23 protein-coding genes, 1 tRNA gene and 1 pseudogene are annotated in these 23,947 nt (G+C 61.0%); 9 read left to right on the top strand and 16 right to left on the bottom strand.

All coding sequences use genetic code 11. The features are described from left to right. Positions 1-30: 30 nt before the first annotated feature. Positions 31-624, bottom strand: a complete 594-nt coding sequence (locus GNP00_RS11010) for a DUF1134 domain-containing protein (protein WP_011581544.1) — start codon at positions 622-624, stop codon at positions 31-33. Positions 625-897: 273 nt separating this feature from the next. Here GNP00_RS11010 and chpT point away from each other — a divergent pair, with 273 nt between their 5' ends. Both chpT and GNP00_RS11000 read left to right on the top strand, forming a co-directional pair. After that, the gene (gene chpT, locus GNP00_RS11005; RefSeq protein ID WP_011581545.1) at positions 898-1,527 is read left to right on the top strand and encodes a histidine phosphotransferase ChpT; all 630 of its coding nucleotides are present in this window, start codon (positions 898-900) and stop codon (positions 1,525-1,527) included. Between the two features lie 88 nt (positions 1,528-1,615). Further along, entirely contained in the window at positions 1,616-1,984 is a 369-nt protein-coding gene (locus GNP00_RS11000) for a response regulator (protein WP_011581546.1), read from the top strand. A gap of 53 nt (positions 1,985-2,037) precedes the next feature. On the opposite strand, the gene ctrA is transcribed toward GNP00_RS11000, so the two are convergent. Then, entirely contained in the window at positions 2,038-2,733 is a 696-nt protein-coding gene (gene ctrA, locus GNP00_RS10995; protein ID WP_041544736.1) for a response regulator transcription factor CtrA, read from the bottom strand. 441 nt (positions 2,734-3,174) lie between these two features. On the opposite strand from ctrA, the gene GNP00_RS10990 reads away from it, so the two are divergent. Together GNP00_RS10990 and bla are read left to right on the top strand one after the other, a co-directional pair. Further along, entirely contained in the window at positions 3,175-3,543 is a 369-nt protein-coding gene (locus GNP00_RS10990) for a flagellar export protein FliJ (RefSeq protein ID WP_011581548.1), read from the top strand. 212 nt (positions 3,544-3,755) lie between these two features. Next, entirely contained in the window at positions 3,756-4,637 is an 882-nt protein-coding gene (gene bla, locus GNP00_RS10985) for a class A beta-lactamase (protein ID WP_166016111.1), read from the top strand. Here bla and sciP read toward each other — a convergent pair. Continuing rightward, positions 4,634-4,909 carry a CtrA inhibitor SciP gene (sciP, locus tag GNP00_RS10980; protein ID WP_011581550.1) on the bottom strand — a complete coding sequence of 92 codons (276 nt, stop codon included), beginning with the start codon at positions 4,907-4,909 and terminating at the stop codon, positions 4,634-4,636. The genes bla and sciP overlap by 4 nt on opposite strands. 233 nt (positions 4,910-5,142) lie before the next feature. On the opposite strand from sciP, the gene mnmA reads away from it, so the two are divergent. Further along, entirely contained in the window at positions 5,143-6,324 is a 1,182-nt protein-coding gene (gene mnmA, locus GNP00_RS10975) for a tRNA 2-thiouridine(34) synthase MnmA (RefSeq protein WP_198139686.1), read from the top strand. Positions 6,325-6,569: 245 nt separating this feature from the next. Here the strand turns inward: mnmA and GNP00_RS10970 are convergent, their stop codons facing one another. Next, complete coding sequence (locus GNP00_RS10970) at positions 6,570-7,562, bottom strand: Gfo/Idh/MocA family protein (protein ID WP_011581552.1); 993 nt, start codon at positions 7,560-7,562, stop codon at positions 6,570-6,572. A gap of 181 nt (positions 7,563-7,743) precedes the next feature. Here GNP00_RS10970 and GNP00_RS10965 point away from each other — a divergent pair. The 3 genes from GNP00_RS10965 (at position 7,744) to GNP00_RS10955 (ending at position 9,588) form a co-directional block, all read left to right on the top strand. Further along, a tRNA-Met gene (locus GNP00_RS10965) sits at positions 7,744-7,820 on the top strand. Positions 7,821-8,296: 476 nt separating this feature from the next. Then, a complete protein-coding gene (locus tag GNP00_RS10960) occupies positions 8,297-8,464 on the top strand; it encodes a hypothetical protein (RefSeq protein WP_166016041.1) in 168 nt (55 codons plus the stop codon). A gap of 275 nt (positions 8,465-8,739) precedes the next feature. Continuing rightward, positions 8,740-9,588, top strand: coding sequence for an FCD domain-containing protein (locus tag GNP00_RS10955; protein WP_157038082.1), 849 nt, complete (start codon positions 8,740-8,742; stop codon positions 9,586-9,588). Between the two features lie 134 nt (positions 9,589-9,722). Here the strand turns inward: GNP00_RS10955 and GNP00_RS10950 are convergent. The 8 genes and pseudogenes from GNP00_RS10950 to argH all read right to left on the bottom strand — a co-directional run. After that, positions 9,723-9,830: pseudogene (locus tag GNP00_RS10950) on the bottom strand (oligopeptide/dipeptide ABC transporter ATP-binding protein); the annotation flags it as partial. Positions 9,831-10,021: 191 nt separating this feature from the next. Next, a complete protein-coding gene (locus GNP00_RS10945; protein WP_011581687.1) occupies positions 10,022-10,879 on the bottom strand; it encodes a D-amino-acid transaminase in 858 nt (285 codons plus the stop codon). Continuing rightward, a complete protein-coding gene (locus GNP00_RS23165) occupies positions 10,872-11,699 on the bottom strand; it encodes a creatininase family protein (RefSeq protein WP_041544753.1) in 828 nt (275 codons plus the stop codon). The genes GNP00_RS10945 and GNP00_RS23165 overlap by 8 nt, the downstream gene beginning before the upstream one ends. A gap of 9 nt (positions 11,700-11,708) precedes the next feature. Beyond that, a complete protein-coding gene (locus tag GNP00_RS10940) occupies positions 11,709-13,034 on the bottom strand; it encodes an LLM class flavin-dependent oxidoreductase (RefSeq protein ID WP_011581689.1) in 1,326 nt (441 codons plus the stop codon). Continuing rightward, positions 13,031-14,368, bottom strand: coding sequence for an MFS transporter (locus GNP00_RS10935; protein ID WP_166016055.1), 1,338 nt, complete (start codon positions 14,366-14,368; stop codon positions 13,031-13,033). The genes GNP00_RS10940 and GNP00_RS10935 overlap by 4 nt, the downstream gene beginning before the upstream one ends. 162 nt (positions 14,369-14,530) lie before the next feature. Next, positions 14,531-15,721, bottom strand: coding sequence for a cystathionine beta-lyase (metC, locus tag GNP00_RS10930; RefSeq protein WP_041544754.1), 1,191 nt, complete (start codon positions 15,719-15,721; stop codon positions 14,531-14,533). Between the two features lie 10 nt (positions 15,722-15,731). Beyond that, positions 15,732-16,934, bottom strand: coding sequence for a M24 family metallopeptidase (locus GNP00_RS10925; protein WP_011581693.1), 1,203 nt, complete (start codon positions 16,932-16,934; stop codon positions 15,732-15,734). Continuing rightward, complete coding sequence (argH, locus tag GNP00_RS10920) at positions 16,931-18,412, bottom strand: argininosuccinate lyase (RefSeq protein ID WP_166016053.1); 1,482 nt, start codon at positions 18,410-18,412, stop codon at positions 16,931-16,933. Before argH ends, GNP00_RS10925 begins: the two co-directional genes overlap by 4 nt. Positions 18,413-18,598: 186 nt before the next feature. On the opposite strand from argH, the gene GNP00_RS10915 reads away from it, so the two are divergent. Beyond that, positions 18,599-19,360 carry an IclR family transcriptional regulator gene (locus GNP00_RS10915; protein WP_011581695.1) on the top strand — a complete coding sequence of 254 codons (762 nt, stop codon included), beginning with the start codon at positions 18,599-18,601 and terminating at the stop codon, positions 19,358-19,360. A gap of 34 nt (positions 19,361-19,394) precedes the next feature. Here the strand turns inward: GNP00_RS10915 and GNP00_RS10910 are convergent, their stop codons facing one another. The 4 genes from GNP00_RS10910 to GNP00_RS10895 all read right to left on the bottom strand — a co-directional run bounded on the left by GNP00_RS10910 (position 19,395) and on the right by GNP00_RS10895 (position 23,844). Then, positions 19,395-20,951, bottom strand: coding sequence for a TCP-1/cpn60 chaperonin family protein (locus GNP00_RS10910; RefSeq protein WP_041544755.1), 1,557 nt, complete (start codon positions 20,949-20,951; stop codon positions 19,395-19,397). Between the two features lie 57 nt (positions 20,952-21,008). Then, the gene (locus GNP00_RS10905) at positions 21,009-22,130 is read right to left on the bottom strand and encodes an ABC transporter ATP-binding protein (RefSeq protein WP_011581697.1); all 1,122 of its coding nucleotides are present in this window, start codon (positions 22,128-22,130) and stop codon (positions 21,009-21,011) included. 99 nt (positions 22,131-22,229) lie between these two features. Further along, positions 22,230-23,054, bottom strand: a complete 825-nt coding sequence (locus tag GNP00_RS10900) for an ABC transporter permease (protein WP_011581698.1) — start codon at positions 23,052-23,054, stop codon at positions 22,230-22,232. Continuing rightward, positions 23,047-23,844: an ABC transporter permease gene (locus GNP00_RS10895; RefSeq protein WP_157038083.1), complete on the bottom strand. Its 798-nt coding sequence runs from the start codon at positions 23,842-23,844 to the stop codon at positions 23,047-23,049. Before GNP00_RS10895 ends, GNP00_RS10900 begins: the two co-directional genes overlap by 8 nt. Positions 23,845-23,947: the final 103 nt, after the last annotated feature.

The following is a 23,947-nucleotide window of genomic DNA, read 5'->3' as shown; positions in this document are numbered from 1 at the left end:
ACGCCAGAAATTCAGTTGCTTATTTGCATATCAGAAGGGATTCCAAGTCGGCCGCGCCGTCAGCTTGAGATAACCGATATTGACGCCAAGCCTGGCGCCGACGCCGGTACGGATCGGCACTATCAGCACCGGCCCGTTCTTGAGCACGTTGAAGCCGAGCCCTGCAACGATATAGGCCGAGCCCGCTACGCCGGCATATCTCCTATAAAGGCTGTTAACCTGGTCGAGATTGTAGACCAGGATCATCACGCGCGAGCCCTGGCCGCCGAAATCCCAGCCGATCGATGGTCCCTGCCAGTATGTCGCATGATCGCCGGCATTCTTCGTGTAGAGCGTGCCCTCGCCATAGGTAAGCCCGCCCACCAGCGCGCCCGAGCCTTCCTGGCCGAGCACATAACCGTTGGGAAGACCGTAGGTGGAGAAGATCTTCTCCACCAATGTGGCAAGGCCGCCCGTCGTCGCGCCAAAGAAATTACCGCCGGCCTCGACGATCTCCTCCATCGAATAGCCGTTGTTGTCCTGGGCGCGGGCTGAAGGCTGCGGCAACAGGATCGCCGCAACCAATGCCAACATAGCCAGGACGGCAAGGCGCGTTTGAGCGCGGCTGAACAAGTTGGATAGCATCGGTTCAACTCCTTGTAAGCACCTAAGCGTAACGCCCAGACGCCCCGGATCCGGACAATGCGAGAGTAGGCCGTAATCCTTTTTCAACCATTAAGCGCGTTGCAATTACCGGACTAAAGAATGGAAATTCCTGCATTCGTCCAGTTGCGGCGCACGGTTTATTGCCCAGAAATGCGCTCATGTGTAACCAAGAGTGTTATCCGTGGGACTGTGATTCGCGCATGGGCTCTCCGCCTTCTCTTTCCCGCGATTTGCCATAGGGGATGTTGAACAATGACGGACATTTTCACGCTGAGCGCGCCGGATCTCGCCGCCCTTCTGTGCAGCCGCGTGTGTCACGACATCATTTCACCGGTCGGAGCGATCAATAACGGGCTGGAGCTGCTGGACGAAGGCGGCACGGATGAGGATGCGATGCAGCTTATCCGGGCAAGCGCCGTCAACGCATCGGCACGCCTGCAATTTGCCCGCATCGCCTTCGGCGCGGCAGGCTCGGCCGGCATGCAGATCGACACGGGAGATGCAGAAGCTGTCGCCACGGCTTTCATCCGCAACGAGAAGCCCGATCTGGAATGGATCGGCGGCCGGGCGTTCCTGCCCAAGAACAGGGTCAAGCTCCTCCTGAACCTCCTGCTCATCGCCAACGCCGCCATTCCCCGCGGCGGAAAACTTACAGTCCGGCTGGAAAACCTGGACGCATCACCACTCTTCACCATCACGGCGCATGGCCCCATGGTCCGCGTGCCGGCGAAGTTTCTGGACCTTCACGCGGGACGCCAGCTTGACGAAGCCATCGACGCGCACAGCGTCCAATTCTACTATACGCTCCTGCTTGCCCGTGAGACCGGCGCAACAATCTCCATTCATGCGTCCCCGGAAGAAATCGTCCTCAAGGCCGCTTAGGGAAATTTTATCGCATGGCCTGCCATGATCATCGCGGCCGCTTTCAATGTGGGCCGATGAAGGAGATAGTGGCTTGGCGGGTACGGCGATGAAACGCTGTCTGATTGTTGATGACTCCAGCGTGATCCGGCTGGTGGCAAAAAAGGTTCTTTCCGGGCCTGAAATGCTGGTCGCCGAGGCTGCCAGCGCTGACGACGCCCTCGATATCTGCGCCCATGAGATGCCCGATATCGTTGTCGTCGATTATCTTCTTCCGGACATGGATTCCTGCGATTTGATCGCGTGCCTGATGGCGTTGAAGGCTGAGCGCAAGCCCGTCATCCTGCTTTGCATGTGCGAGTTCGATGTGGGGCTCCTCATGCGTGCCAGGCGTGCCGGCGCGGTCGGCTATATCCAGAAACCCTTCACCCGGCCGCAGCTCCTGGAAAGTTTCCGAGAGTATCTGGCCACGACCTGAAAACAAAAACCCGGCATTGGCCGGGTTCTTTGCTTCTTTGGGTATAAGCCGGCTCAGGCGCTCTCGCGAACTTCCTCCGGTTCACGCAGCACATAACCGCGGCCCCAGACGGTCTCGATATAGTTCTGGCCGCCCGAGGCCATATCGAGCTTCTTGCGAAGCTTGCAGATGAAGACGTCGATAATCTTCAATTCCGGCTCGTCCATGCCGCCGTAAAGATGGTTGAGGAACATCTCCTTCGTCAGCGTCGTGCCCTTGCGAAGGGAGAGCAGCTCCAGCATCTGATATTCCTTGCCGGTCAGGTGCACCCGCTGCCCGCCGACCTCGACGGTCTTGGCGTCGAGATTGACGATCAGATCGCCCGTCGTGATAACCGACTGCGCATGGCCTTTTGAGCGGCGGACAATCGCATGAATGCGTGCAATCAGCTCGTCCTTGTGGAAGGGCTTGGTCATGTAGTCGTCGGCGCCGAAGCCAAGGCCCCTCACCTTGTCTTCTATTCCGGCCATGCCGGAGAGGATGAGGATCGGCGTCTTCACTTTAGAAAGGCGAAGGGTTCTCAAGACTTCGTAGCCGGACATGTCCGGCAGGTTCAGATCGAGAAGGATGATGTCATAGTCATACAGTTTACCGAGATCGACACCCTCTTCGCCGAGATCGGTCGTATAGACATTGAAGCTTTCCGACTTCAGCATCAGTTCGATGCTCTGTGCGGTCGCACTGTCGTCTTCTATCAACAAAACACGCATCTTATTCCCCTTTCCGCCGCCGACCGGGACTGGCAGGCATCCGGTACGGAACATTGAGCACCCGGATCGCAAGCTGCCATTTAATGGTTAACAATATCTGATTCGCCCCTCAAAGCGCTAAGCGCTTTTTTCAGCATTCGCTGACACCTATTTGAATTGAAACGCTGAATCACAGTTAGACTCTCTTTAGCTCCAGCCCGGCGGGGCATCGTGGCAAATGAACTTCGTTTCCAGGCCTCGGCCACAGTTGCGCCCCGGATCTTTACCGCGCCTTAAGCCATCGGCCTTATGATTAACAATGCCCGTAAACGAATGGTTACCGTCGGTGGCAAATTTTAGTGTTTTATTTGCCAAATGTGCTCGTGAAGAGGATCTCCGCCGAAAAACGGCAGGGAAAAAGCCGGGCAAGGGCATGCGTACGCGTTTTTGTGGGAGTTCGCGATGAAGTCACGTGAGAACCTGGTTCGACTGAAACAATTTCAGGTGAACGAGAGGAGCCGGCGCATCGACCAGCTCAATACGATGATTGCCGAATTCGAGCGGATGGCCGTCGAGCTGGACGCTCAGGTCGCCGCCGAGGAGGCGAAGGCCGGCATCACCGACCAGAACCATTTTGCCTATCCCACCTTTGCCAAGGCGGCGCGGCTGCGCCGCGATAACCTGCGGATCTCACAGGCTGAGCTGGTGCAGCAGAGGGAGCAGGCCTTGTTTGATCTGGCCGAGGCCGAAGCCGAGCTTCGCAAGGCCGAGGCGCTGGAAACGCGCGACGGCCGGCGCGGCGATGGCGCACCACGGGTGGCGGCGGGCTGAGCCGCACGAAACAGCATTCTAACGGACGGATATCGGCTTCGGCAGCGAAGCCGTTGCCCCCCTTCCGGCTCCTGTTGAAACCCTCAATTATGCTTTTTCTTCCGGCTCTCCATTGGCTCACAGTCGCGTTTCGCGACGGCGCTCCATCGCCCTAAATTTGCCCTGAACGCTGTTCTCTCTCCCCGGCACTTTGTCTGATTGCACCGGAGAGGATTGTTTTCATGATTTCCAGACGTGCCCTGCTCGCCACCTCCGCCTTATTTACCATGGGCACGGCTTCCGTCCGAGCTTCGGCGCCGCGATCGCCAAGCGAGCGTCTTGCCGCATTGGAAAAGAGATCAGGCGGTCGGTTGGGCGTCGCCATTCTCGACACACGAACGGGGCTGAAGGCGACGCATCGCGCCGATGAGCGTTTTGCCATGTGCAGCACGTTCAAGGCGCTTGCCGCAGCAGCGGTTCTGGCGCGCGCCGATGCCGGCAAGGAGGATCTGAACCGCCGCATTTCCTACGGAAGGGAAAAACTGATCTTCTGGTCGCCGGTAACCAAGAATCATGCGGACGGTCCGGGCATGACGCTTGCGGAGCTTTGCGAGGCGGCGGTCACCATGAGCGACAACACCGCCGGAAATCTTCTGCTGGAGAGCTTGGGGGGGCCTAAGGGACTGACGGCGTTTTTCCGCTCCCTGGGTGATGAGGTCTCGCGGCTGGACCGTTGGGAACCGGAACTGAACGATGTGCCGCCCGGAGACCTACGCGATACCACGACACCTGAGGCCATGCTGGGCAGTCTTCGATCGGTCGTTCTTGGAGACGCCCTGTCGCCGAATTCCCGCCAGCGCCTGGCGGGTTGGCTGATTGGTTGCAAAACCGGCGACAAGCGGCTGCGTGCTGGCTTTCCCGCAGGCTGGACCGTCGGGGACAAAACGGGCACGGGCAGCACCGTGGCGAGCGATATCGCCGTCGCCTGGGCTCGCAGCGGCGCCACCCTGGTTGTTTCCGCCTATCTCGAAGCACCCCAATTGCCGGCCCCAAAACGCGACGGAATCTTCAGGGAGATCGGCGAGATCGCCTCGGAAATGGCCGATCTGAACTAATGCCTGTATTGCTGGATGCGCGTAGTCCTGAGGCCCTGAAGGCCATATTCCTCAATAGACGCTTGCCAGGACAGGAATTCCTCCACGGTGAGGCGATAGCGCTGGCATGCTTCCTCCAGGCTCAACAAGCCCCCGCGGACCGCCGCCACCACTTCGGCTTTACGGCGGATGACCCAACGGCGCGTGTTGGACGGCGGTAAATCGGCTATCGTCAGCGGGCTGCCATCAGGCCCGATAACATATTTCACGCGCGGTCGAACCAGATCGGTCATCGTACTCTCTACACTAACCAAGACCTCAACGCGACAATAAGGCCGCAGCTTTTAATATTTGCCTAAACGCCTGGTAATGCTAAGGTAACGGAAATGAATCCCGCGTTAGGAATTGAGCCGCATCTTGATTCAAATGCGAAGCACTTCCGCCCGCGTTGGAAATCCCGTGCTTCGCCGCGCATCTTGACCTTGTCTCGCCTCGTTGCCATTTAGCCCGCGAGCAGATTGGATTGTTGCCTATGAACAGCCTTGACCTTCCGGGACGCCCTGAAGCGACGCGCGTCGTCGTTGCCATGTCGGGCGGCGTGGATTCATCCGTCGTCGCGGGCCTTTTGGCTCGGGAGGGTTATGAGGTCGTAGGCGTCACCCTGCAGCTATACGATCATGGTGCCGCCGTGCACCGCGCGGGTTCCTGCTGCGCGGGCCAGGATATCGATGATGCCCGGCGCGTCGCCGAGACCCTGGGCATCGCCCATTATGTGCTCGATTATGAAGAGCGCTTCCGCAAGGCCGTCATCGATCCTTTCGCCGAAAGCTATGTGACGGGCGAGACGCCTATCCCTTGCGTCGCCTGCAATCAGACCGTCAAGTTCTCAGATCTTTTGGAGACGGCGCGCGAGCTCGGCGCGGATGCGCTCGCCACCGGCCATTACATCCGCTCCCGCGCCAATGGAGCGCATCGGGCGCTTTACCGCCCAGTGGACGCCGACCGGGACCAGAGCTATTTCCTGTTCGCCACCACCCAGGAGCAGATCGACTATCTTCGCTTTCCCCTCGGCGGCATGTCGAAGCCGCAGGTCCGGGCGATCGCGGAAGAAATGGGACTGTCCGTTGCCGCCAAGCATGACAGCCAGGATATCTGCTTTGTGCCGCGCGGCAAATATTCCGACGTGATCACCAAGCTCAAGCCGGGCGCGGCAAGCCCCGGTGATATCGTGCATATCGACGGGCGCGTGCTCGGCCGCCATGAGGGCATCCTGCACTATACGATCGGCCAGCGCCGCGGCATTGGGATCGCCGCCGGCGAGCCGCTTTATGTGGTGCATCTTGATGCAGAGCACGCGCGAGTCGTGGTTGGCCCGCGTGAGGCGCTGGAGACGCGCAGGCTGATCCTGCGCCAGGTAAACTGGCTGGGCGATTTTCCGCTCGAGGAACTGCCGGCGAACGGAATGGACCTGTTCGCAAAGGTGCGCTCAACGCGCCCGCCGACGCCTGCGACGCTGCACAATCGGGACGGCTCGACCTGGGTGGAATTGCATGAGGGTGAAACAGGCGTCGCCCCTGGTCAGGCCTGTGTGCTCTATTCGGATGACCGGAACGACGCACGCGTCTTTGGCGGCGGCTTTATCGAGCGCTCCGAACGGTGCGCCGACGCCGAAGCCCTGCTCTCCCGCCTGGAGAAGATCCCGGCCTGAAAAAGGGCCCGGCAGCCCGCTTCGAGTTGGTTGAACTGTGATTGGCAGACGGGTCTCGCATCGACTTTCCGCGTGCCAGAAGGCGCCTATGCTCTGGGCAATGCTCCTCCCTGTTACGCCACAGCTTTCCGGCAAGAGGCTCCGCTTCCCAGCTTCTCCTGTAATGGCCAGATGGAAACAGCCGGGCTTGGTAAGGATGAAGCGCGCGGCCATCGGCTCTTCAGACCGGGAGGAAAAAGGATGTCCTACTGCCCGGCCTGTGTGTCCAGGAAATCGCCCGTGTCGCGGCTGTGCACGATGGTACCGGCGGTGAGGATACGGAGCACTTCGATGGCCTCCTCGCCCGTGGTGCGAGGCTCCCTGTTGTTCTCGACGCAATCCATAAAGTGCTCGAGCTCGCGCGTGAGCGGCATGCCTTCCTCCACGGGCACATAGGTGGGCTCATTGGTGGTGAAAGCCCACTGACCGCTGTCCTGCCATATGGCATGGCGGTAGATCGCAAGCTTCCGGCTCCACGGCTCGACATCGTCGAACACAGCCATGGCCTTGTTGCCGACGACGGTAAGCCGCCGCTCGCGATAGGGATTAAGGCGTGAGGCGAAGAGATGGCTCCTAAGCCCGCTTTCAAAGCGCATATGGAGATGGGCGAAATCGCTCAGATGATCCAGAAGGGCCGCCCCCTCCCCTCGCACCTCGACAGGCGGCGCGCCGGTAATGGCGAGGATCATGGAGAGGTCGTGCGGCGCCAGGTCCCAAAGCGCGTCGTTCTCCGTGTGAAACTTGCCGAGACCGAGCCGGTGCGAATGGATATAACGGACATCCCCCAATTCACCGGCATCGATGAGGGCCTTCAGTTTTTCGAAGGCAGGATGGAACCGCAGCACATGGCCGACCATATAGACGCGGCCTGCATCGCGCGCGGTCCGGACGGCCCGCTCCGCGTCGGCAACTGTGAGCGCAATCGGCTTCTCCACCAGCACATGCTTTCCCGCCTGCACGGCCTTGATGGCATTTTCGGCGTGAAACTGCGGCGGCAAGGCCATGACGACCGCGTCCACCTCACGGTTCTCGAAAAGATCGTCAGGATCGATCGCGAGGCATTCCTGTTCGCTGGCGAACCCTTCCGCCCTTGCGCGATTGGCATCGGAAACGGCGTAGAGAGCGCCGAGCGACTTCAGTGTGCGGATGTGGTTCGCCCCCCAATACCCACACCCAAGAACGGCGACACGCAGCTTCATCTAATCTTCACACGATTTGCTCGCCGGACACATATCGGTGCTGGCGACGCAACTCAACCCCACGCGGCGATGTGACGAAGGAAATGGAAAAGACGCCGACACAGACGCTTGACACCATTCAACATGCAACCTTATATCCGCCCGACTTCGAGTTCAGGGCGCGCAACGCCCTGAACCTTGGGGCGGAGTAGCTCAGTTGGTTAGAGCAGAGGAATCATAATCCTTGTGTCGGGGGTTCGAGTCCCTCCTCCGCTACCAAAATTTTCCCTGCGACTTTAGGTATTTAGATGTGAGCTTGCCTTGGCGAGTTCCAGCACGATAGCCTTGGGCTGAAGTTTTTTCGCGGGCCGCACAATCAAATCCTTTAAGGCCAAGCCGTATGGCAGCCGGTCATCTGTATCCGGCCGGTTTAGCACGTGCCGCATTCCATCCCGCCTTTAGGTCAGCAGGTAATGCACCAAAGCCTTCGGACGCGGAGATTACGTCCCTAGCCGTTGAATTGTAACCGATGCATCGGGAACGCTCTGAGCAGCGGCAACAAGATCGGTTTCAGCCGTCATAAAGGACGGTGCTAGATTTATTGGGCATACTTACCTTGATCGAGGCGACTGGCTTTTCCTTCGAGTTCCGTGCGGCTCAAACCTTCCCGAGCGTTGGTATAAACCCGAGCGCCGGTGACGACGTTCGTTCCGCAGAGGCTCTAAAGGGAGCGGCAGATCCGCAGCGAATCCAATATGGCCGAATGGAATGTTCCGGCTGGAGACGGCATCGCCGACACGGTAAAGGTGGAACCGACCGTCAACATTGTTTGCTGCCGTGACTTTTCCGGCAATCAGTTCATCGATACTGGCGATACCGTTGTTGACGGACGCGCTTCGATGCAAGACACGAACCGGGAATGACGAGAGCGGTGGCCGCGACCCCCGATCCGGCAAATGCCGATCGATCATGATCACGCGGTTCGAACCCCTTCTGAAATCCTCAGGACAAGCCAGCAACGGTCAGGCCCGTCATAACGCGCGGATGATTTCGCCGAGTTCCCCGCACCGGGACGTGGTCTCAGCCGGCGCGCGCCTGAGGAATAACACCGGTTAGCATACCTTGAAGAGCACGGCATGCCCGACAGTCGAGATCTCGGCAACTGGCCCGTTATCATCTCGCTCATCAGTCCCTAATCGTGATCACAGTAACTAATCACGACATTGTCAATCGGCTATTTCGAAGTTTTCGGGAACATGTCATAAGGCGGAATACAATTGGCTGCACCACAGGTGATAGGGAAGCCCTTATGAACAAACTGGGAGATCTCGCTGGGGAGGCCCCGTCGTCCGAACATCCAAAGCGGTCGCGATCGGTTGTTCAAGATCAGGTTCTCGCAAATCTGAAAGACGCCTTGATGTCCGGAGTTTTCCTTCCCGGCCACGTTTTCAGTCTGCGAAAGCTAGCATCAAGCTTGGGTACAAGCGCTATGCCCGTCCGGGAAAGCCTTAACCGGCTCGTCGCCGCCCATGCGCTGGAAGAACTGCCAAATGGATCTGTTCGTGTCCCGAAGCTGTCCGCCAAGGGACTAAAGGAAATCTTTGAAATACGACTATCAATCGAAGCGATTGCAACGCGAATTGCCTGCGAAACCGTTGGACCATCGATCGTACGCGACCTGAGGGAGATCAACGACGCTCTCCTAAAGAGCCTCAAGGCGATGAACATGACCGAAGTTCTACGCCTGAATCAGAAATTTCACTTCACCATATACGAGGCCGCCGATTCAGAGGTCCTGATGCCGATAATCGAATCACTCTGGCTTCGTTGCGGGCCGACCATGTATTATTCGTTCAATTCTCCAAACAACCTTTGGGACAATTCAGGCCACCGTCTTCTGCAGGATGCATTTAAGAAAAAGGACCCCGAGGCTGCGCAATCCGCCATGGTCCTGGACATCGGCAAGACCCGTGACTTTCTTATAAATCAGGCATCTATCGAGCAAAAGGCAGGGCCGTTTGCATCTCTCGGCAAAGTGGCAGTCTGACCTTGTTTAAATCCAACGCCCTTTTCGTTGACCTCCCTTCCGATCCGGAAGCGGTAGGGAGAGCCGAGATTGTGCTAGAGCCAGCGAAAAGTCGCCGCATGACAGGCGACGCGATGTCCCGAGTCGATCTCTAGCTATTCCGGCACGGCTCTTCGGCAGACATCCCGGGCGATCGAACAGCGCGTATGAAAGCGGCAGCCGGACGGCGGCTCGAGGGGGCTCGGCACGTCGCCGAGCAGAATCGGCGCTCCCCATTGAAGTGGTCACGGAATGTCATTTATCAAAAGTACCGCTGATCGCGCCAAAACCTGCAGGTCAGGAACCTAGGCTAACAACACGAACTCTGACTCAACTCTCGGCACAGCGAAGCGGCGTCGGCAGCTGATGCTGGGACTCTGGGGCGATGGCGGCCGTGTACCTTCTGTCCTACTGCCTATGTGGCCCGACGCGCGAACCGGATGTAAGCTTCCCGCAGTGCCTTTGTGACCGCGCCGGGCTTACCTTCGCCGATCCGGCGGTCGTCGATTGATATGACAGGTGTTACGAAAGACGAGGCACTGGTTATGAACGCTTCATCCGCGGCATAAGCCTCTTCGAGCGAAAAAGAACGTTCAATGACCTCAACGGCGTGATGTCGCCTCAGATGAAGGAGCGACGCACGGGTACAGCCGGGCAGGATTGCTTGCGAATTCTCTCGCGTAAAGATCCTGCGATTCTTCACGATATACGCCGTCGACGACCCACCTTCCGTTACAAGTCCATTCTCGTCGATCATCCAGGCCTCGGCACATCCCTCGGACCGGGCAAGGGCCTTTGCCAGAACCTGCGGGAGAAGGCACACGCTCTTTATATCGCGCCTCGCCCATCGAAGATCGCGAACAGATTTGACGGCAATACCCTGCGCGGCCGCTTGCGATTCGATAAGTAATTTCTTCTGAGTGAACAGCACAATGCTCGGCACGAGCGAGCCATAGTTGAAGTCCCGGTCGGCGATGCCGCGCGTTACCTGAAGATAGACGAGGCCCTCGCGCAGGCCGTTCTTCACGATCAACTGTTTTTCGACGGATTCGATCTCGGCTGCCGTCCAGGGAAGCGAGATGCCGATTTCCCGTGCGGATCGGGCCAGCCGGCTCAGATGGGCGTCGCTGTCCACAAGCTGGCCATCAACGACGGCCGTAACCTCGTAGATCCCATCGCCGAACAAGAATCCGCGGTCGAATACGGAGACTTTCGCTTCTGCGGCGGCGACGTAATCGCCATTGACATAAACCACGCGTGAATCGTCAGGCACCCGTGCCTCCCACCCGCGACGGCTTCGGTTCGACCAGCTGCTCCGCCGGCAGGCCGGCCACGTGCTCGACAAGCTTGCTGAACTCGGCCACGATGAAATCGGCAAAGATCCTTCCCGCCGCAGCATTGGCGAGCGACGGATCGCCGCCCACGACATAATCGCAGTGATCGTCGACCCGTACTGGCAGATGGACGGGAGTCCCCGCCAGGTCGACCGACTGCAATCCGCTCGTCGGCAGGCCGAAAAAGGTTTTACCCGTTCCCTCGGTCGTCGCCAGCTCTCGCCGGGTGAGGTTGGGATAGTAGTATTCGTACACGGAACCGATCGGGTCGGCCCCGTGCCCGGTCGCCTGTCCCGCATTCGCTCCGTGCGCCTCGTTTCGGCGTCCGGTCGAAGCCAGCGGCCATATATTGATCCAGGGCACCAGCGCTCCGCGCTCTTGTCTAAGGCGCCGGACCGTCAAATCTATAAGAGCGCTGTTCCCGGTATGACCGTTCATGATGACCAGCCGCCTGAGCCCATGGTTCAGAAACGACAGCAGCACGTCGCGGACAAGGCTCATGAAGGTTTCGGGCGAAACTTGAATGCCACCAGGCACGGTGCTGAAGCAGTCGGCAAAGCCGAACGGAACGGTCGGCGCCACCAGGCAGCCCGTTCGCGACGCGACCTCGTTCGCCAGCCGCCGCACTAGCATGAAGTCCCCCATGGGATTGCACGGCCCCTGAGTTTCCTGGCTGCCCAGGGGAATGATGATCACGGGATCGTGCTTGGCCGCTTCCCGGAATTCGACGAACGTCATTTCCTCGATGGCATGTTTCATGTCTGCGTCCTAACTGGCATAGCGGCTTGGCGGTTTGGGAACGCCAAGATTTTCACGTAATGTGCTGCCCTCGTAAGCCGTGCGGTACAGCCCCCGGTTCTGCAGCTCCGGCACCACCAGGTCGACGAAATCCTCCGCACCTCCCGGCAGATAGGGCGGCACTATGTTGAATCCGTCGGCGCCCTCGGCATCGATCCATTCCTGCATCGCGTCGACGATCTCGGCCGGCGTTCCCACGACCGTCCGGTGGCCGCGCCCGGCCGAGGCGGCGAGATATAGCTGCCGGACAGTCCAGTTGTTACGGCGCGCCAGGTCGAGCATGACCTTCGCCCGGCTGCGCAGTTCCGGATCAACCGGCTCCGGCACGGGCCCGTCCAGAGGATAACCCGACAGGTCTCCCATCGGGCCGTAGACATGCGCCAATCCAACCAGCGGATGGATCAGGTCCTGAAGCTGCTGCATCTTATCGGAGGCTTCCGCGCGCGTCTTGCCGACCACCGGCAGCAGGCCGGGCAAGATTTTTAGATCCTCCGGCTTCCGCCCGTATCTGGCCATTCGCCCCTTCACCGATCGGTAATACTCCGTGGCGTCCTTCAGATCGGTCTGAGCGGTGAAGACGACATCCGCGCTGGCGGCTGCGATCTCCTGTCCTTGGGGCGAAGTGCCCGCTTGAACCAATACCGGATGCCCCTGCGGCGAACGCGAGACGGTTAGAGGACCCATCACGGAAAAATGCTCGCCCCTGTGATTCAGCACATGCATTTTGTCGGGATGGAAGAAGAGCCCCTCCTTCTTGTCATGAGCAAAGGCATCATCGTCCCAGGAGTCCCAGAGGCCGCGCACGACTTCCACGAATTCGGCAGCGCGAGCATAGCGCTCGTCATATTCGAAATGCTTGGTTCTGTTGAAATTCTTGGCTTCCTCCTCGGACCACGAGGTGACAATGTTCCAACCTGCGCGGCCGCCACTGATGTGGTCAATCGAGGCGAATTTGCGGGCGATGTGGAAGGGCTCGTTATAGCTGGTGGACGCGGTTGCAACGAGGCCCACATGGCGCGTCGTCATGGCGACGGCGGCCAACATCGTCAGCGGCTCCAGTTCGACGTTCTGGTTGGAACGCGACAGCGAGCCCTTCGGTTTGTCGGTCTGGCGAAGGCCCAGCCCATCGGCGAGGAATACCATGTCGAACAGACCACGCTCCGCCGTCTGCGCGATCCGGACAAAGTGCTGAATGTCCATCGCTCCGCCCGGATTGACGTCAGGGTGCCGCCATGCTCCGGCATGATAGCCCAGTTGCCGCATGGACAAGCCGAGTTTGATCTGGCGCTTGCTCATCTTCCCAAAACCCCGTGATGGTGAAAGTCGGTATGGCCATGCAGCGAATCCTGAATAGGCTCATGCCTGTGCCGGCCCCGGAAAAGCGGCACCTGCAAGAGGTGCGGATGGTCCGCCGGCAGATCGTTGTGCACATGAATGTCCTGCCCCCGGCGCCGCGTTCGCCAAAACAGACTTCCCAGCGCGGCGGCGGCCAGAGCAATTCCGCCGGCAGCGGCCAACGCCACCGGCAAGCCCGCTCGGCTGCCCAGCCAGCCTGCCACCAGGTATCCGGAGAGGCGCACTGCATGGGTGAGGCTGAAATTGGCGACGAAAAGTGCCGTGCGGAGATCCTCATCACCGCTGGCGCGGATCACCCGGCCTGCCGGCGTCTGGATCGAAGAATGGCCGATCCCGAGCGCAAACCATAGACAGCATAGCATCGTATTGCTGGGCAGCGCGGCAGCAAGCAGCAGCGCGCAGGCGATCAGCACCCCGCCGCAAACCATCACTATGCGGTCGGGAATGCGGGCGGAAAGCGCAGGCAGCGCCAGTGCGAGCGCCATTGACCCCGCGCCATAACAGGCGACCGCCAAGGCCGTGTGGCTTTCCCCTAAGCCCAGATGGACCTGCACCAGCACGACCGTGATGACCAGTACCGTGCACAGAGCGCCCGCGGCGGCGAAGTTCAGCACAAGCACAGCACGCAATGCCGGAGTGTCGATATATGCCCGCAGCCCGACGGCGATCCGATTGATCGCATCGCGCCGCGCAATCTTCGCAGCAGTCTTCTCGGTGCGCGTGTGGGCCAGGATCAAGCCCGAGACGACGAAACCCGCCGCAGTCCCGGCGAACAGATACTCGAAAGTGGTCACCATCAGCAGCGCCGCCGCCAAAACCGGACTGATCACCAGCTCGACGTCGTAAGCGAAACGAGTCATCGAGAGGGCGCGGCCATAATCGGCCTCACCCTTGACGGTGTCGGCAATGGTGGCCTGCATCAGCGGCGATGCGACAGCCGAAGCCGATTGGATCAAGAAGACCAGCACGTAGATGTGCCAGATCTCATAGACGAACGGAAAGGCCAGCACCATCGCCGCACGGCTATAATCTAGCATGGAAAGCAGCCGCATTCGCGGCACGTTCATCAACAGTGCGTTTGCGGCAAGCGTGACCGCCACATTTGCCACCATACGTATGGCGAAGGCCATGCCCAGAACCAAGCCGGCCTGAAGAGGGCTGATCTTCAGCGCCAGGAAACCGAGCGCCACGGTCGCCAGCCCCGTTCCCAGGACAGACACGACCTGGGCCGTGAAAAGCCGGCGATAGATCGGATGGTTCAGTACGGCGAACATGCCCCGGACGCTTCCCTCAGACTGCGTTCACCAGCGGTCGATACGGCCCCCTGGTCCCTATTGTTTGCCATCGACGACTGCCCCGTGCTGGATGTCGTATGCTGGCCGGCCGGCACGACGGCATGATTTTCCCGTCCATTCCTATTCGGCAGTCTCGGTGCTTCACGACGTCAGTCCCCCGGCGAATGCCTGGAGGTCCGCGCGCAGGTCGGCGAGGCCTTCCATACCGACGCTGAGGCGGATGATCGGACATCTCCATGGGCATGCCGTCGCCGTGCGCGCGGCCGTAATATCCATGGGTGCGACCAAGCTGTGCGTTCCGCCCCAGGACGCGCCTATGGCGAAAACTCTTAGCCGGGAGAGCGCGTTTGGCAGCCGATCGAGGCTTTCTGGCTTAAGCACCACGCTGAACACTCCGCTCGCACCCTTGAAGTCGCGCTTCCAAATTGCGTGGCCGGAAAAGCTGGGCAATGCCGGGTGGAGAACGGCCTGAAAGCGCCCGCTTTCCTCCAGCATCCTCGCCAGATCCAATGCGGAAGCCGAGGATTGTCGCAGCCGGACGGCCAGCGTCTCCAGCCCTCGCAGGACGAGCGAGCAATCGTCGGGAGAAACGCCGTGCCCCAGCAGCTTGAATGCTGTTCTCAACCTGTCGAAGAGCGCGAGGTCGCGTACGGTCACCGCCCCCATGAGCAGGTCCGAATGACCCGCCATATATTTGCTGACCGCCTGTATGACGATATCAACACCCAGTTCCAGAGGTTTGAGCAGAAGCGGAGTGGCCCAGGTGTTGTCGATGGCCGTGGGTACGCCACGCGCACGCGCGGCCGCCACGATCGCGGGGATGTCCTGGACCTCCATCGTCGTGGATCCCGGCGACTCCATCCACACCAGCCTCGTCGTGGCGGTGATCAGCTCGGCGATTCCCGCTCCTATCGCCGGGTCGTAGTAGACGATATCGACCCCCATCCGTCGGAGAAAGCGGTCGGCGAATTCCCGCACGGGTGGGTAGACAGTATCGACGAGCAGGACCGTATCGCCGGGCGACAGCATCGTCTGCAGCGTCATCGTGATCGCCGACAGGCCCGAGCTCGTCACGATCGAGCGGCCCCCTCCTTCCAGCCGCGCGATCTGCGCCTCAAGGGTGCGGGTCGTGGGCGTACCGTGCAGGCCGTAGCTGTAGGCGTCATGGCCCTTGCTGTTGCGCGCCGCATAGGCGGCCATATCGGGAAAGACGATGGTCGAGGCGCGCCAGACCGGAACAGTGACGGCCGCAAAGCCGGTCTCGTCGATCTCGGGATGGTGGACACAGCAAGTGTCATCATCCTGCGGCGGGTTGATAAGCAACGGCGACATAGGCATCTCGTCAGGAGGCAAGAACTTCAGCGCGTCCGCCGGTGCAGACGTGCAGGTGGCGCGACAGTTCGGTTATGGGGTTCCATCCAGTGTCGGTCACTTCGACGATGTCCTCAGTCATCATGCCGCCCCAGCCCGCCGCGTAGAGCGGTGTCTCGATGCACAGCACCATCCCCGACTCCAGCTCTGCGGTGTTTTCGGGCGACAACACCGGAAACTCGTTGATCGTAACCCCGATGCCATGGCCGCAATGATGGCGGCGGTAGTGCGGGATACCGTTGCCGCGCGTGGCTTCGACCGCCACGTCAAAAAGCCGGCGCGCCTCAATGCCCGCGCGCAATATCTCGCGCTGAGCAGCCAGACCCGAAGAAATGGCATCGAAATACTGCCGCTGCAGCGGAGATGGGCCTTCGATGACGGCTGTCCGGGCCATATCGGCCCAATAGCCCTGAAACGTACAGCTGAGGTCGAGCCTGAGCAGGTCGCCCGGCTGAAGTTCCCGCTCGGCCGCATAGGCGTCGACCAAGGCCGATCGCGGGCCCGAGGTGACCGCCAGCGAGCGCGGTACGCCGCCGCCCTCCACCACCGCGCTTGCGATCCGGGCGGCGATGTATCGCTCGGTCACGCCAGGCTCCGCCGCTGCGAGAGCGGCTTCGATGCCGCGCTCCAGCAGGCGTGCGGCACGGCGCAGTTGCCCGATTTCACCGGGCAGCTTGGTGCGGCGGCAGTCGCGCAGCCATTGGGATGCAGAAACGGTCCGCAGATTCGGCAGGTCGCGCTGAATAACCGATCGGACGTCGTGTGCCGAGAGGCCAGTGCAGTCCAGGCCTACGGTCGCGCGTGGGCCGCAGAGCCTGTTCACGGCTTGGACGATGGCGACGCCGAACGAGCGCTCTTCATCCGCATCGGAAGGCTGGAACGCGCCGTCCTGCATCACGAAGAAGCGACCGTAGGTCATCACTGCCTGGCCCACGACCTCGCGGGCCGGCGGAGCGTCGCCGGCGCTGACGATTAGGATGGCATCGTCCGCCGTTGCGACGGCCGCAATGGGATAATAGCGATTCATGTCGCTGGACATGCTTCGATAGCCGGTCAGATAACCCACATGGTCGGGGTCGGACGTGATAAGCGCGTCGAAGTTCGGCCCTCGCGCAAAAACCCGCGATCGAAGCTGAGAGGCCAGGGACAGTTGATCCAGATCGCGCCGGCTCATCGGGTTGCCGCCTCCGGCGCGTTCAAAATGGCCGCTATGGCCGCCGCCCGCTTTCGCTCCGCGCTATTCAAGGCAGCGATCCGCGCTTCCAGACGCGCGCGGCTTTCACCCAGCCGCTCGACGGCGGCCGCGTGCAGCCGCGCGACCTCTTCGGGAGCGACCCCACCGGGCGTCCGGCATCTCCGCACGAAACCGGCGGGATCCAAAGCAACCGCAAGCTGCTCGTCACTGAGGCGGGGCTGGTCGGCCAGGCCGGCCATTTCATGGAATTCGGACGCTCTGACGCCCGTCAACGGGAGGTTGCGCTCCAGGCAGACCCGCACGAATCTTCCGACCGCATGGTGGGCCGCCCGATAGGAAAGGCCCAGCTCGCGCACCAGCGTATCGGCGAGATTGCTTGCCGTGGTGCCGCCCTCGCCCGCCCTTTCGGCCATTCGGTCCTTATGCACGATCAGCGTCTCCATCACTCCAGTCATCAGATCGCACATCTGGGCCGTGCTCTGCAGCGCCGTGTCCAGGAATGCCGCCCCTCGCAGCGCCAGGTCGCCGGAGCCGACCCCGCGCGAGACCGCCAGCACGTTGCCCACCCATTGAACCGCGCCGGCCGCCGCCGAGCGGACGCCTTCGAGCGCCACCGGATTCTTCTTCTGCGGGAAGATGCTGCTGGTGCCGCAATAGCCGGCGTCCAGCTCGACAAATCCGAACTCCTGCATCGACCATAGCTGCAGGTCCGTCGCCAGGTCGTTCAGCGTCGCCATAAGCATCGAGGCCGCCGCGGCGATGTCGCCCGTGTACTGGATGTCCCGTCCCAGACGCGCGTTTTCGACGATACCGTCGAAGCCCAGAAGGCTGGCCACGCGATGCCGATCCAGCGGCCACGTCGAGCCGCTGCCTCCCACTGTTCCCAACGGGCAGAGATTGACCGCCGCGTAGGCCCTCTCCAGCCGGACGAGATCTATATCCAGCCGCTCCGCCACACCGAGAAGATAGTGGCCGAAGACCCAGGGCTGAGATGGCTGTAGGTGGGTGTATCCCGGCATGATGGTGTCGATATGATTTGCAGCTTGCGCAATCACGGCGGCTTCCAGGTCGATCAGCTCGGTAAGGACCGCGATAATTGCCTGGCGTTCGTAGAGTCTGCGAAAGGTCGCGCCCTGATCAATGCGGCTTCGCCCAGTCGAGAGCGCGCCAGCGGCTTCGTTTCCGGTCTTGCTGGCCAGGTGCCCTTCGATCTGCAGCAACATGCTGCCGCGCATCACGTCTATGCCGACATCCTCGCGCCGCAGCTTGGACAGCTGGACCAGTAGGGCCGTCCCCGTTGCGCGGGGAATAATACCCTGTTCCGTCAACATCACCGCATGGGCCTGATCGACGGCGATGATCTGGTCGAACTTGTTCTCCTCACGCTTCAAGGTCGCCTGGAGATAGTGCCGCTGAAGACGGTCGGCCGGCTTCTTTCCCAGTCGCGCATCGGTCAACAACGGCTCGGATGGGGCAGCAGAGCCACCCGCGCTACTGGCGTCTAGCATGATGGTGATGTACCTAAATTAGGAACGTTGTTCCTATTTGTAGAGTAGTGCGCTATTCCTGTCAATGCGTGTGCCCCCCTTGCCTTTGCTTCACGTTTCCTGGATTACGTTTTCACCCTGCCTTTCAGAAGAGCCATGACAAACAGCCAATCACTCGAACGAGCGCTTCAGATTCTTGACCTGCTGGACCGCGCCAATGAACCGATGGGCATCCGCGAGATCGCCCGCCACATCGGGCTCAGCAATGCGATCGTACAGCGCCTGGTGAATACCTTCCTTGAGCACGGCTTTGTCGAGCAGGACAGAATAAGCCGCCGCTACAGCATCGGCTACCGCGCATTCAGCCTGGGCAATTCGATCCTGAGAAAGGACCGCATGATCGTGTCGGCGCAGCGGCAGTTGGAAATGGTCGCAAGCAACCACGAACTGAACGGCTATCTCGGCCGGCGCCATGGCAACCAAGCCGTCTATCTGCTCTGCGTGCAATCGGTTGGGCCGATTGCCATCCGCAATTCGCCGGGCGAGCTGGCATTTTTGCACAGCACCGCCATGGGCAAGGTCTTGCTTGCGGCGTTGGATGACGCCGAGGCCGAAGCGATCCTCCGTGAGAAGCCGCTTCCTAAGATGACGCCCGCCACGATTACCGATCCGGACGTGATTATTAAGCAGGTTCGAGAGGCACGTGAGGCCGGCTACGCCAGCGTGGTTGAAGAGACGATACTGGGCGTGATCTCGGTCGGCGCGCCGGTGCGCAATGCCTCCGGCGAAGTGCAAGCTGCCATGAGCGTGGCATTCGCCGAACGATCTTCGCCGCATTTGACGATCGACAACGTCGCGCCCATCGTGGTGGCCGCCGCCGACACCGTCTCGCGCGATCTGGGCTGGTCGCCGGGCTGAAAAAGATCGGATCGCAGGCGGCGCGCCGCTCGGATCAGCGCCGGATAAGCAGGATTTCAGCATCCAGGAAGCTCCGTGTGATCGATTGGGCTACCGTCAACCCATGCACCAGGGGCGCCGCCGCGTCGCACAGGCCCAAGTCCAGCATGTTTCCAAACCGAGATGTGCGCAGGTCGAAGCAGATGTCGGGATCGGCTTCAGCCAAAAGAGCCGCAACCGCAGCCGGCGACGAATGGCCTGCATTGCGAGCGATGGTCGAGCAGGGCTGCCGCAGAGCCTCCTGCACAATGCGCGCGCCTGCCATCGCGCCCACCGTAGCCTCGGGCGAAACGGTGATCGCCGCCGCCGCGCGCGCCAGCGCCGCGCCGCCGCCCGCCACGTAGCCGCCGACCAGCCCGGCACGGCCTGACTTGAGCGCGCTTTCGCAACGGTCGCGCCTGTCGGTCGCCTCCAGCCCCGTCGCACCCCCGATCATCAGAGATACCAGGTGGCCGCTCAGCCGGGCAATGCGTTGACGCAGCGCCTCGACCTCCTGCGGGGGTGCCGATTCCCGCCTCCGGCGCAGGATCTCGAGACGTTTCGAGATCCCTGATGTGTGGTCTGGCTTGAGAACGGTATCCGCCGCACCGAAGATGGCTTCGTCGAGCGAACCCAGCATGTCAATATCGACGGATGCCAGCGGCACTCCGCGGTGGGATCCAGTGACCAACCCGCCGCACAGCACCGCCAGATCCTCCAGTAGTTCCTCCCGCTGGTCGGGACGCGGAGGCGCTGTGACGAGGGCGGTGGCCATGCCACCTTGCCTTCGGTTCTGGTTGATCGCCTGAATTGCTGCGGGGGCGCCGCCCTGGCATACGATCAGCAAAGGGCGTTCCGTCCGTAGAACCTTGTCGAGAAGAGGACCAAGCGGGTCGAAGCCGGGCAGTGTTTCGTCCAGCAGCAGCACGAAAGGGCGTTCCAGCTGGTTCAGCGCCAGCCCTTTGCTGAACCCAAGCGGCGCCGCAAGCGGCGGAACGCGAAAGCCATGGTCGGCTTCGAGCCGGTCGCCGCCTTCCGGCGAGACCTGCACGCTGACCTGGCCCTCCATCCCGGCTCGCCGCAATGCCTGCATCGCCAGGCCGCCCAGCGCCTTGTCCTGTGCAGCAGTGGTGGTGAGACAAAGGAGTTCGCGGTCCTCGACCACCGGGCGGCTGTCCGCGATCAAGCGATCGCGGGCCTGCGCGAGCGCGGTTCGAACCCCCTGCCCCAGTTCAAGGCGATCAATTTGGCCAGCGCACAGCCTGGTGATGCTCCGCAGGAGCGACGAAACGACAATCGCCACCGTGCTTCCGCCGTCGCCCCAGGTCTGATGGACCTCCATGACGGCCTCACGCAGAAGCCGCTGACCGGGAGAGATGCTGTCGGGGCCGCCGGCCAGTGCGCGAACCACGCTGACGGCGTCGCGTGCGACCGGATTGCCGTAGCTGCGCTCGATTGCGACATGACAGCCTCCCGGCCCCATGCTCGAGGCGATGACACGCGCCACGAGCGCTGCATCGGACGCCATGATGCGCCGCATGTCATCCCCGGCAAAAATGAAGTCGCGCGCCATGTCCGTCCGTAAAGCTCCCGTCACCGTGCCACGCCAAGGATGGCGGCGAGGCTGGCTTCACGCCGCCGGCAAAAGCAGCATGTCCTCAGCCTGCCAGGCCAACCGAACACGCGCACCACGATCGAAAGCCTGCCGCCGCGCGCGAGTAAGCTCCTGAACGGTCATGGTGGAGCCATCCGAAAGCCGGGCGAATGTCTTGATCACGCCACCAAAGGAAATGGTGTCGACGACCATCGCCTCCAACCCGTTCGCATATTCGTGCTTATTGTCCGGAGGCAGCAGCAGCACATTCTCGGGCCGAACCATCAGGTGCACGGACGCGCCGTCGCCTACATGCTCGTTGCCGTTCGAGCTGCGCAACAGCCCCACCGGCGTCTCGACAAGGCCGTCTTGCGCCCGGCCCTGGAGCTTGCCGGAGAGGACGTTGGAGTCGCCGAGGAACTTCGCCGAAAAGAGAGTTCTGGGACGGAAATACAGTTCGTGCGGTGTGCCAGCCTGCTCGATCCTGCCGCCATTGAACAGGACGATGCGATCCGACATGGTCAGTGCTTCTTCCTGATCATGCGTCACATAAAGCGCCGTCACCTTCAATTCAACGTGCAGGCGCTTCAGCTCGAGTTGCATTTCCTCGCGCAGCTTCTTGTCCAAAGCACCAAGCGGCTCGTCCATCAGGATGATGGCGGGATTGTAGACGAGGCAGCGCGCGATCGAGATGCGCTGCTGTTGTCCTCCGGACAGTTCGGCGGGCTTGCGCCCGGCAACGCTAGGCAGGCGGACGAGTTCCAGCGCCTCGCCGACCCGGCGCTTGATCTCGGCTTCCGTCACCCTGCGTACGCGGAGGGGAAAAGCCACGTTCTCGAATACGCTCATATGCGGCATCAAGGCATAGTTCTGAAACACCATACCCAAGCCGCGTTTGCTTGGGGGGACATTGGTGCAGTCACGGCCGTCGATCCAGACCCGTCCTGCCGTGGGGTTGGTCATTCCGGCGATCAGGTTCAGCACCGTCGACTTTCCCGAGCCGCTCGGCCCAAGAATAGTGAGGAACTCGCCCGACCGGACCTTGAGGTCCGATGGCTGAAGTGCGGTCACCGAGCCGTACTGCTTGCTGACGTTCTCCAGCCAAACCTTGGGCTGCGCCGTATCGCCGGCGGGCACCTGATGATGAGCTATATACATGCTTGGTATCCTACGATTAATGCTTTACGCACCGATGCGAACCCGATTTTCTGAGGAGCACCATTCTGCTGGCGGACCAGCCGAGCCCGCTCCATACACTCAGTGCGACGGTTGTCTGCCGCTTCTCCCGCTCAGCGCGGTGACGGCCAAGCAGATGACAAGGGCAAGAAATGTCAGCAGCGCCGATATAGCCGACAGTACCGGCGACACCTCGTGCACGATGCTTTCGTACATCTTGACGGGCAGGGTCGCCGTTCCGAAGCCCGACAGGAAGAATGCGATGATCATCTCGTCGAAGGACATGAGGAAGGCGAACAGCCCTGCCGCGATCAGCGCATTGCGGAGCATCGGAAGCGTCACCTTACGAAACACGTAAATGCGGCTTGCGCCCATAATCATTCCCGCTGCCTCGATCTGCGCGTCCACGTTCCGCAACGCGGCCATCATCACGATCATGACGTAAGGTGTGACGAACAGCGTGTGCCCCAGCACCACGCTAAGAGTCGTTCCCTGAATGCCGAGCGCCGCGAAATAGATGTAGAAGCCAAGGGCCTTGACCACCGCCGGCACGAAAAACGGGCTCAGCAGGAGCGCGCCAAGCAGGACCTTCCCACGGAAGCTGCCCCGCACAATGCCATAGGCGGCGGATGTGCCTAGTGCCAAACCGGCGAGTGTCGCGATTACCGCGATGCGGATGCTCTGGATGGTGGAACCGGTCCAGGTCGGGTTGGTGAAGTATTCCCGGTAAAGGTCGAGCGTATAAGTGGCGGGCGGGAAAACGATCTCGCGCGTGTCTCCGAAAGACATCGGGATGATGATGAGGCTTGGGAGGAGAAGGTAGACGAACCCCAGCCAAGCGGCGGTGGCGACCAGGGGGGATGGCGCCGAGCCGCCCAGCGCCTCAACGTCGCGTTCTTTATCCATGGCGCGGCTGCTCCCCAAACAGTTGAGCCCCCCTCACCCGGGTGAGGGCAAGCAAAATCAGACATGACAGGAGCAGCAGAACGATGGAAACGGCCGCAGCCATGTTCCAGTCCAGCGCATCCTTGATGTGAAAGCTGATCAGGTTCGACATCATTATGTCGGTGCGTCCGCCGAGCAGCGCCGGCGTAACGAACTGCCCCATGAGGCGAATGATCACCAGCAGGCTTCCGGCAGCCACCGCGGGCAAACTGAGCGGAAAGATGATGGACCAGAAGATGCGGGTCCTGGTCGCGCCCATGATCTCTGCCGCCTTGTGGATCGAGGAGTTCTGGGCCAGCAGATTGATCACAATCGGAAAGACCATGAACGGCACCATGTCATGGACCACGCCGATCATGACGCCAAAACGATTGAACAGCAGCGGCAAAACGAAGTCTTCGCCCAGCACCAAACGGATGGCATCATTGACGACACCGTTGTAGCCCAGCACCACCATGAAGGCGAAGGCCTTCACCAAAATGCTCGTATAAAAGGGCAGCAGGATAAGCAGCGTCAGATACGAGCGCCGTTTCGGCGTCTGCTTGGCGAGGTAGTAGGCTATCGGATACGCGATCAGCAGCGTGAGCGCCGTCCCGATCAGCGAGATCTCCAACGTGGTCTTCAAGACACGCAGATAAAGGCCGTGCGTGAAGAACCGCTCGAAGAACTCCAGCGTGAGCTGGCCGCTGGTTTCGGACACCACGCTGGTGAACAGCACGAACAGCAATGGCAACAGGAAGACGGCGGCCATATAGATCAGCAATGGCAGTATAAAGTACAATTGTCCCTCGGCGCAAAGTGGCTTGCAAGGCGGCGCCCGCCGTCAGACGGGGCGGCGGTGTTTACATTGAGAA

Source organism: Chelativorans multitrophicus, assembly GCF_011317445.1.
Lineage (GTDB): Bacteria > Pseudomonadota > Alphaproteobacteria > Rhizobiales > Rhizobiaceae > Chelativorans > Chelativorans multitrophicus.
This window is presented reverse-complemented; position numbering and strand designations above follow the sequence as displayed.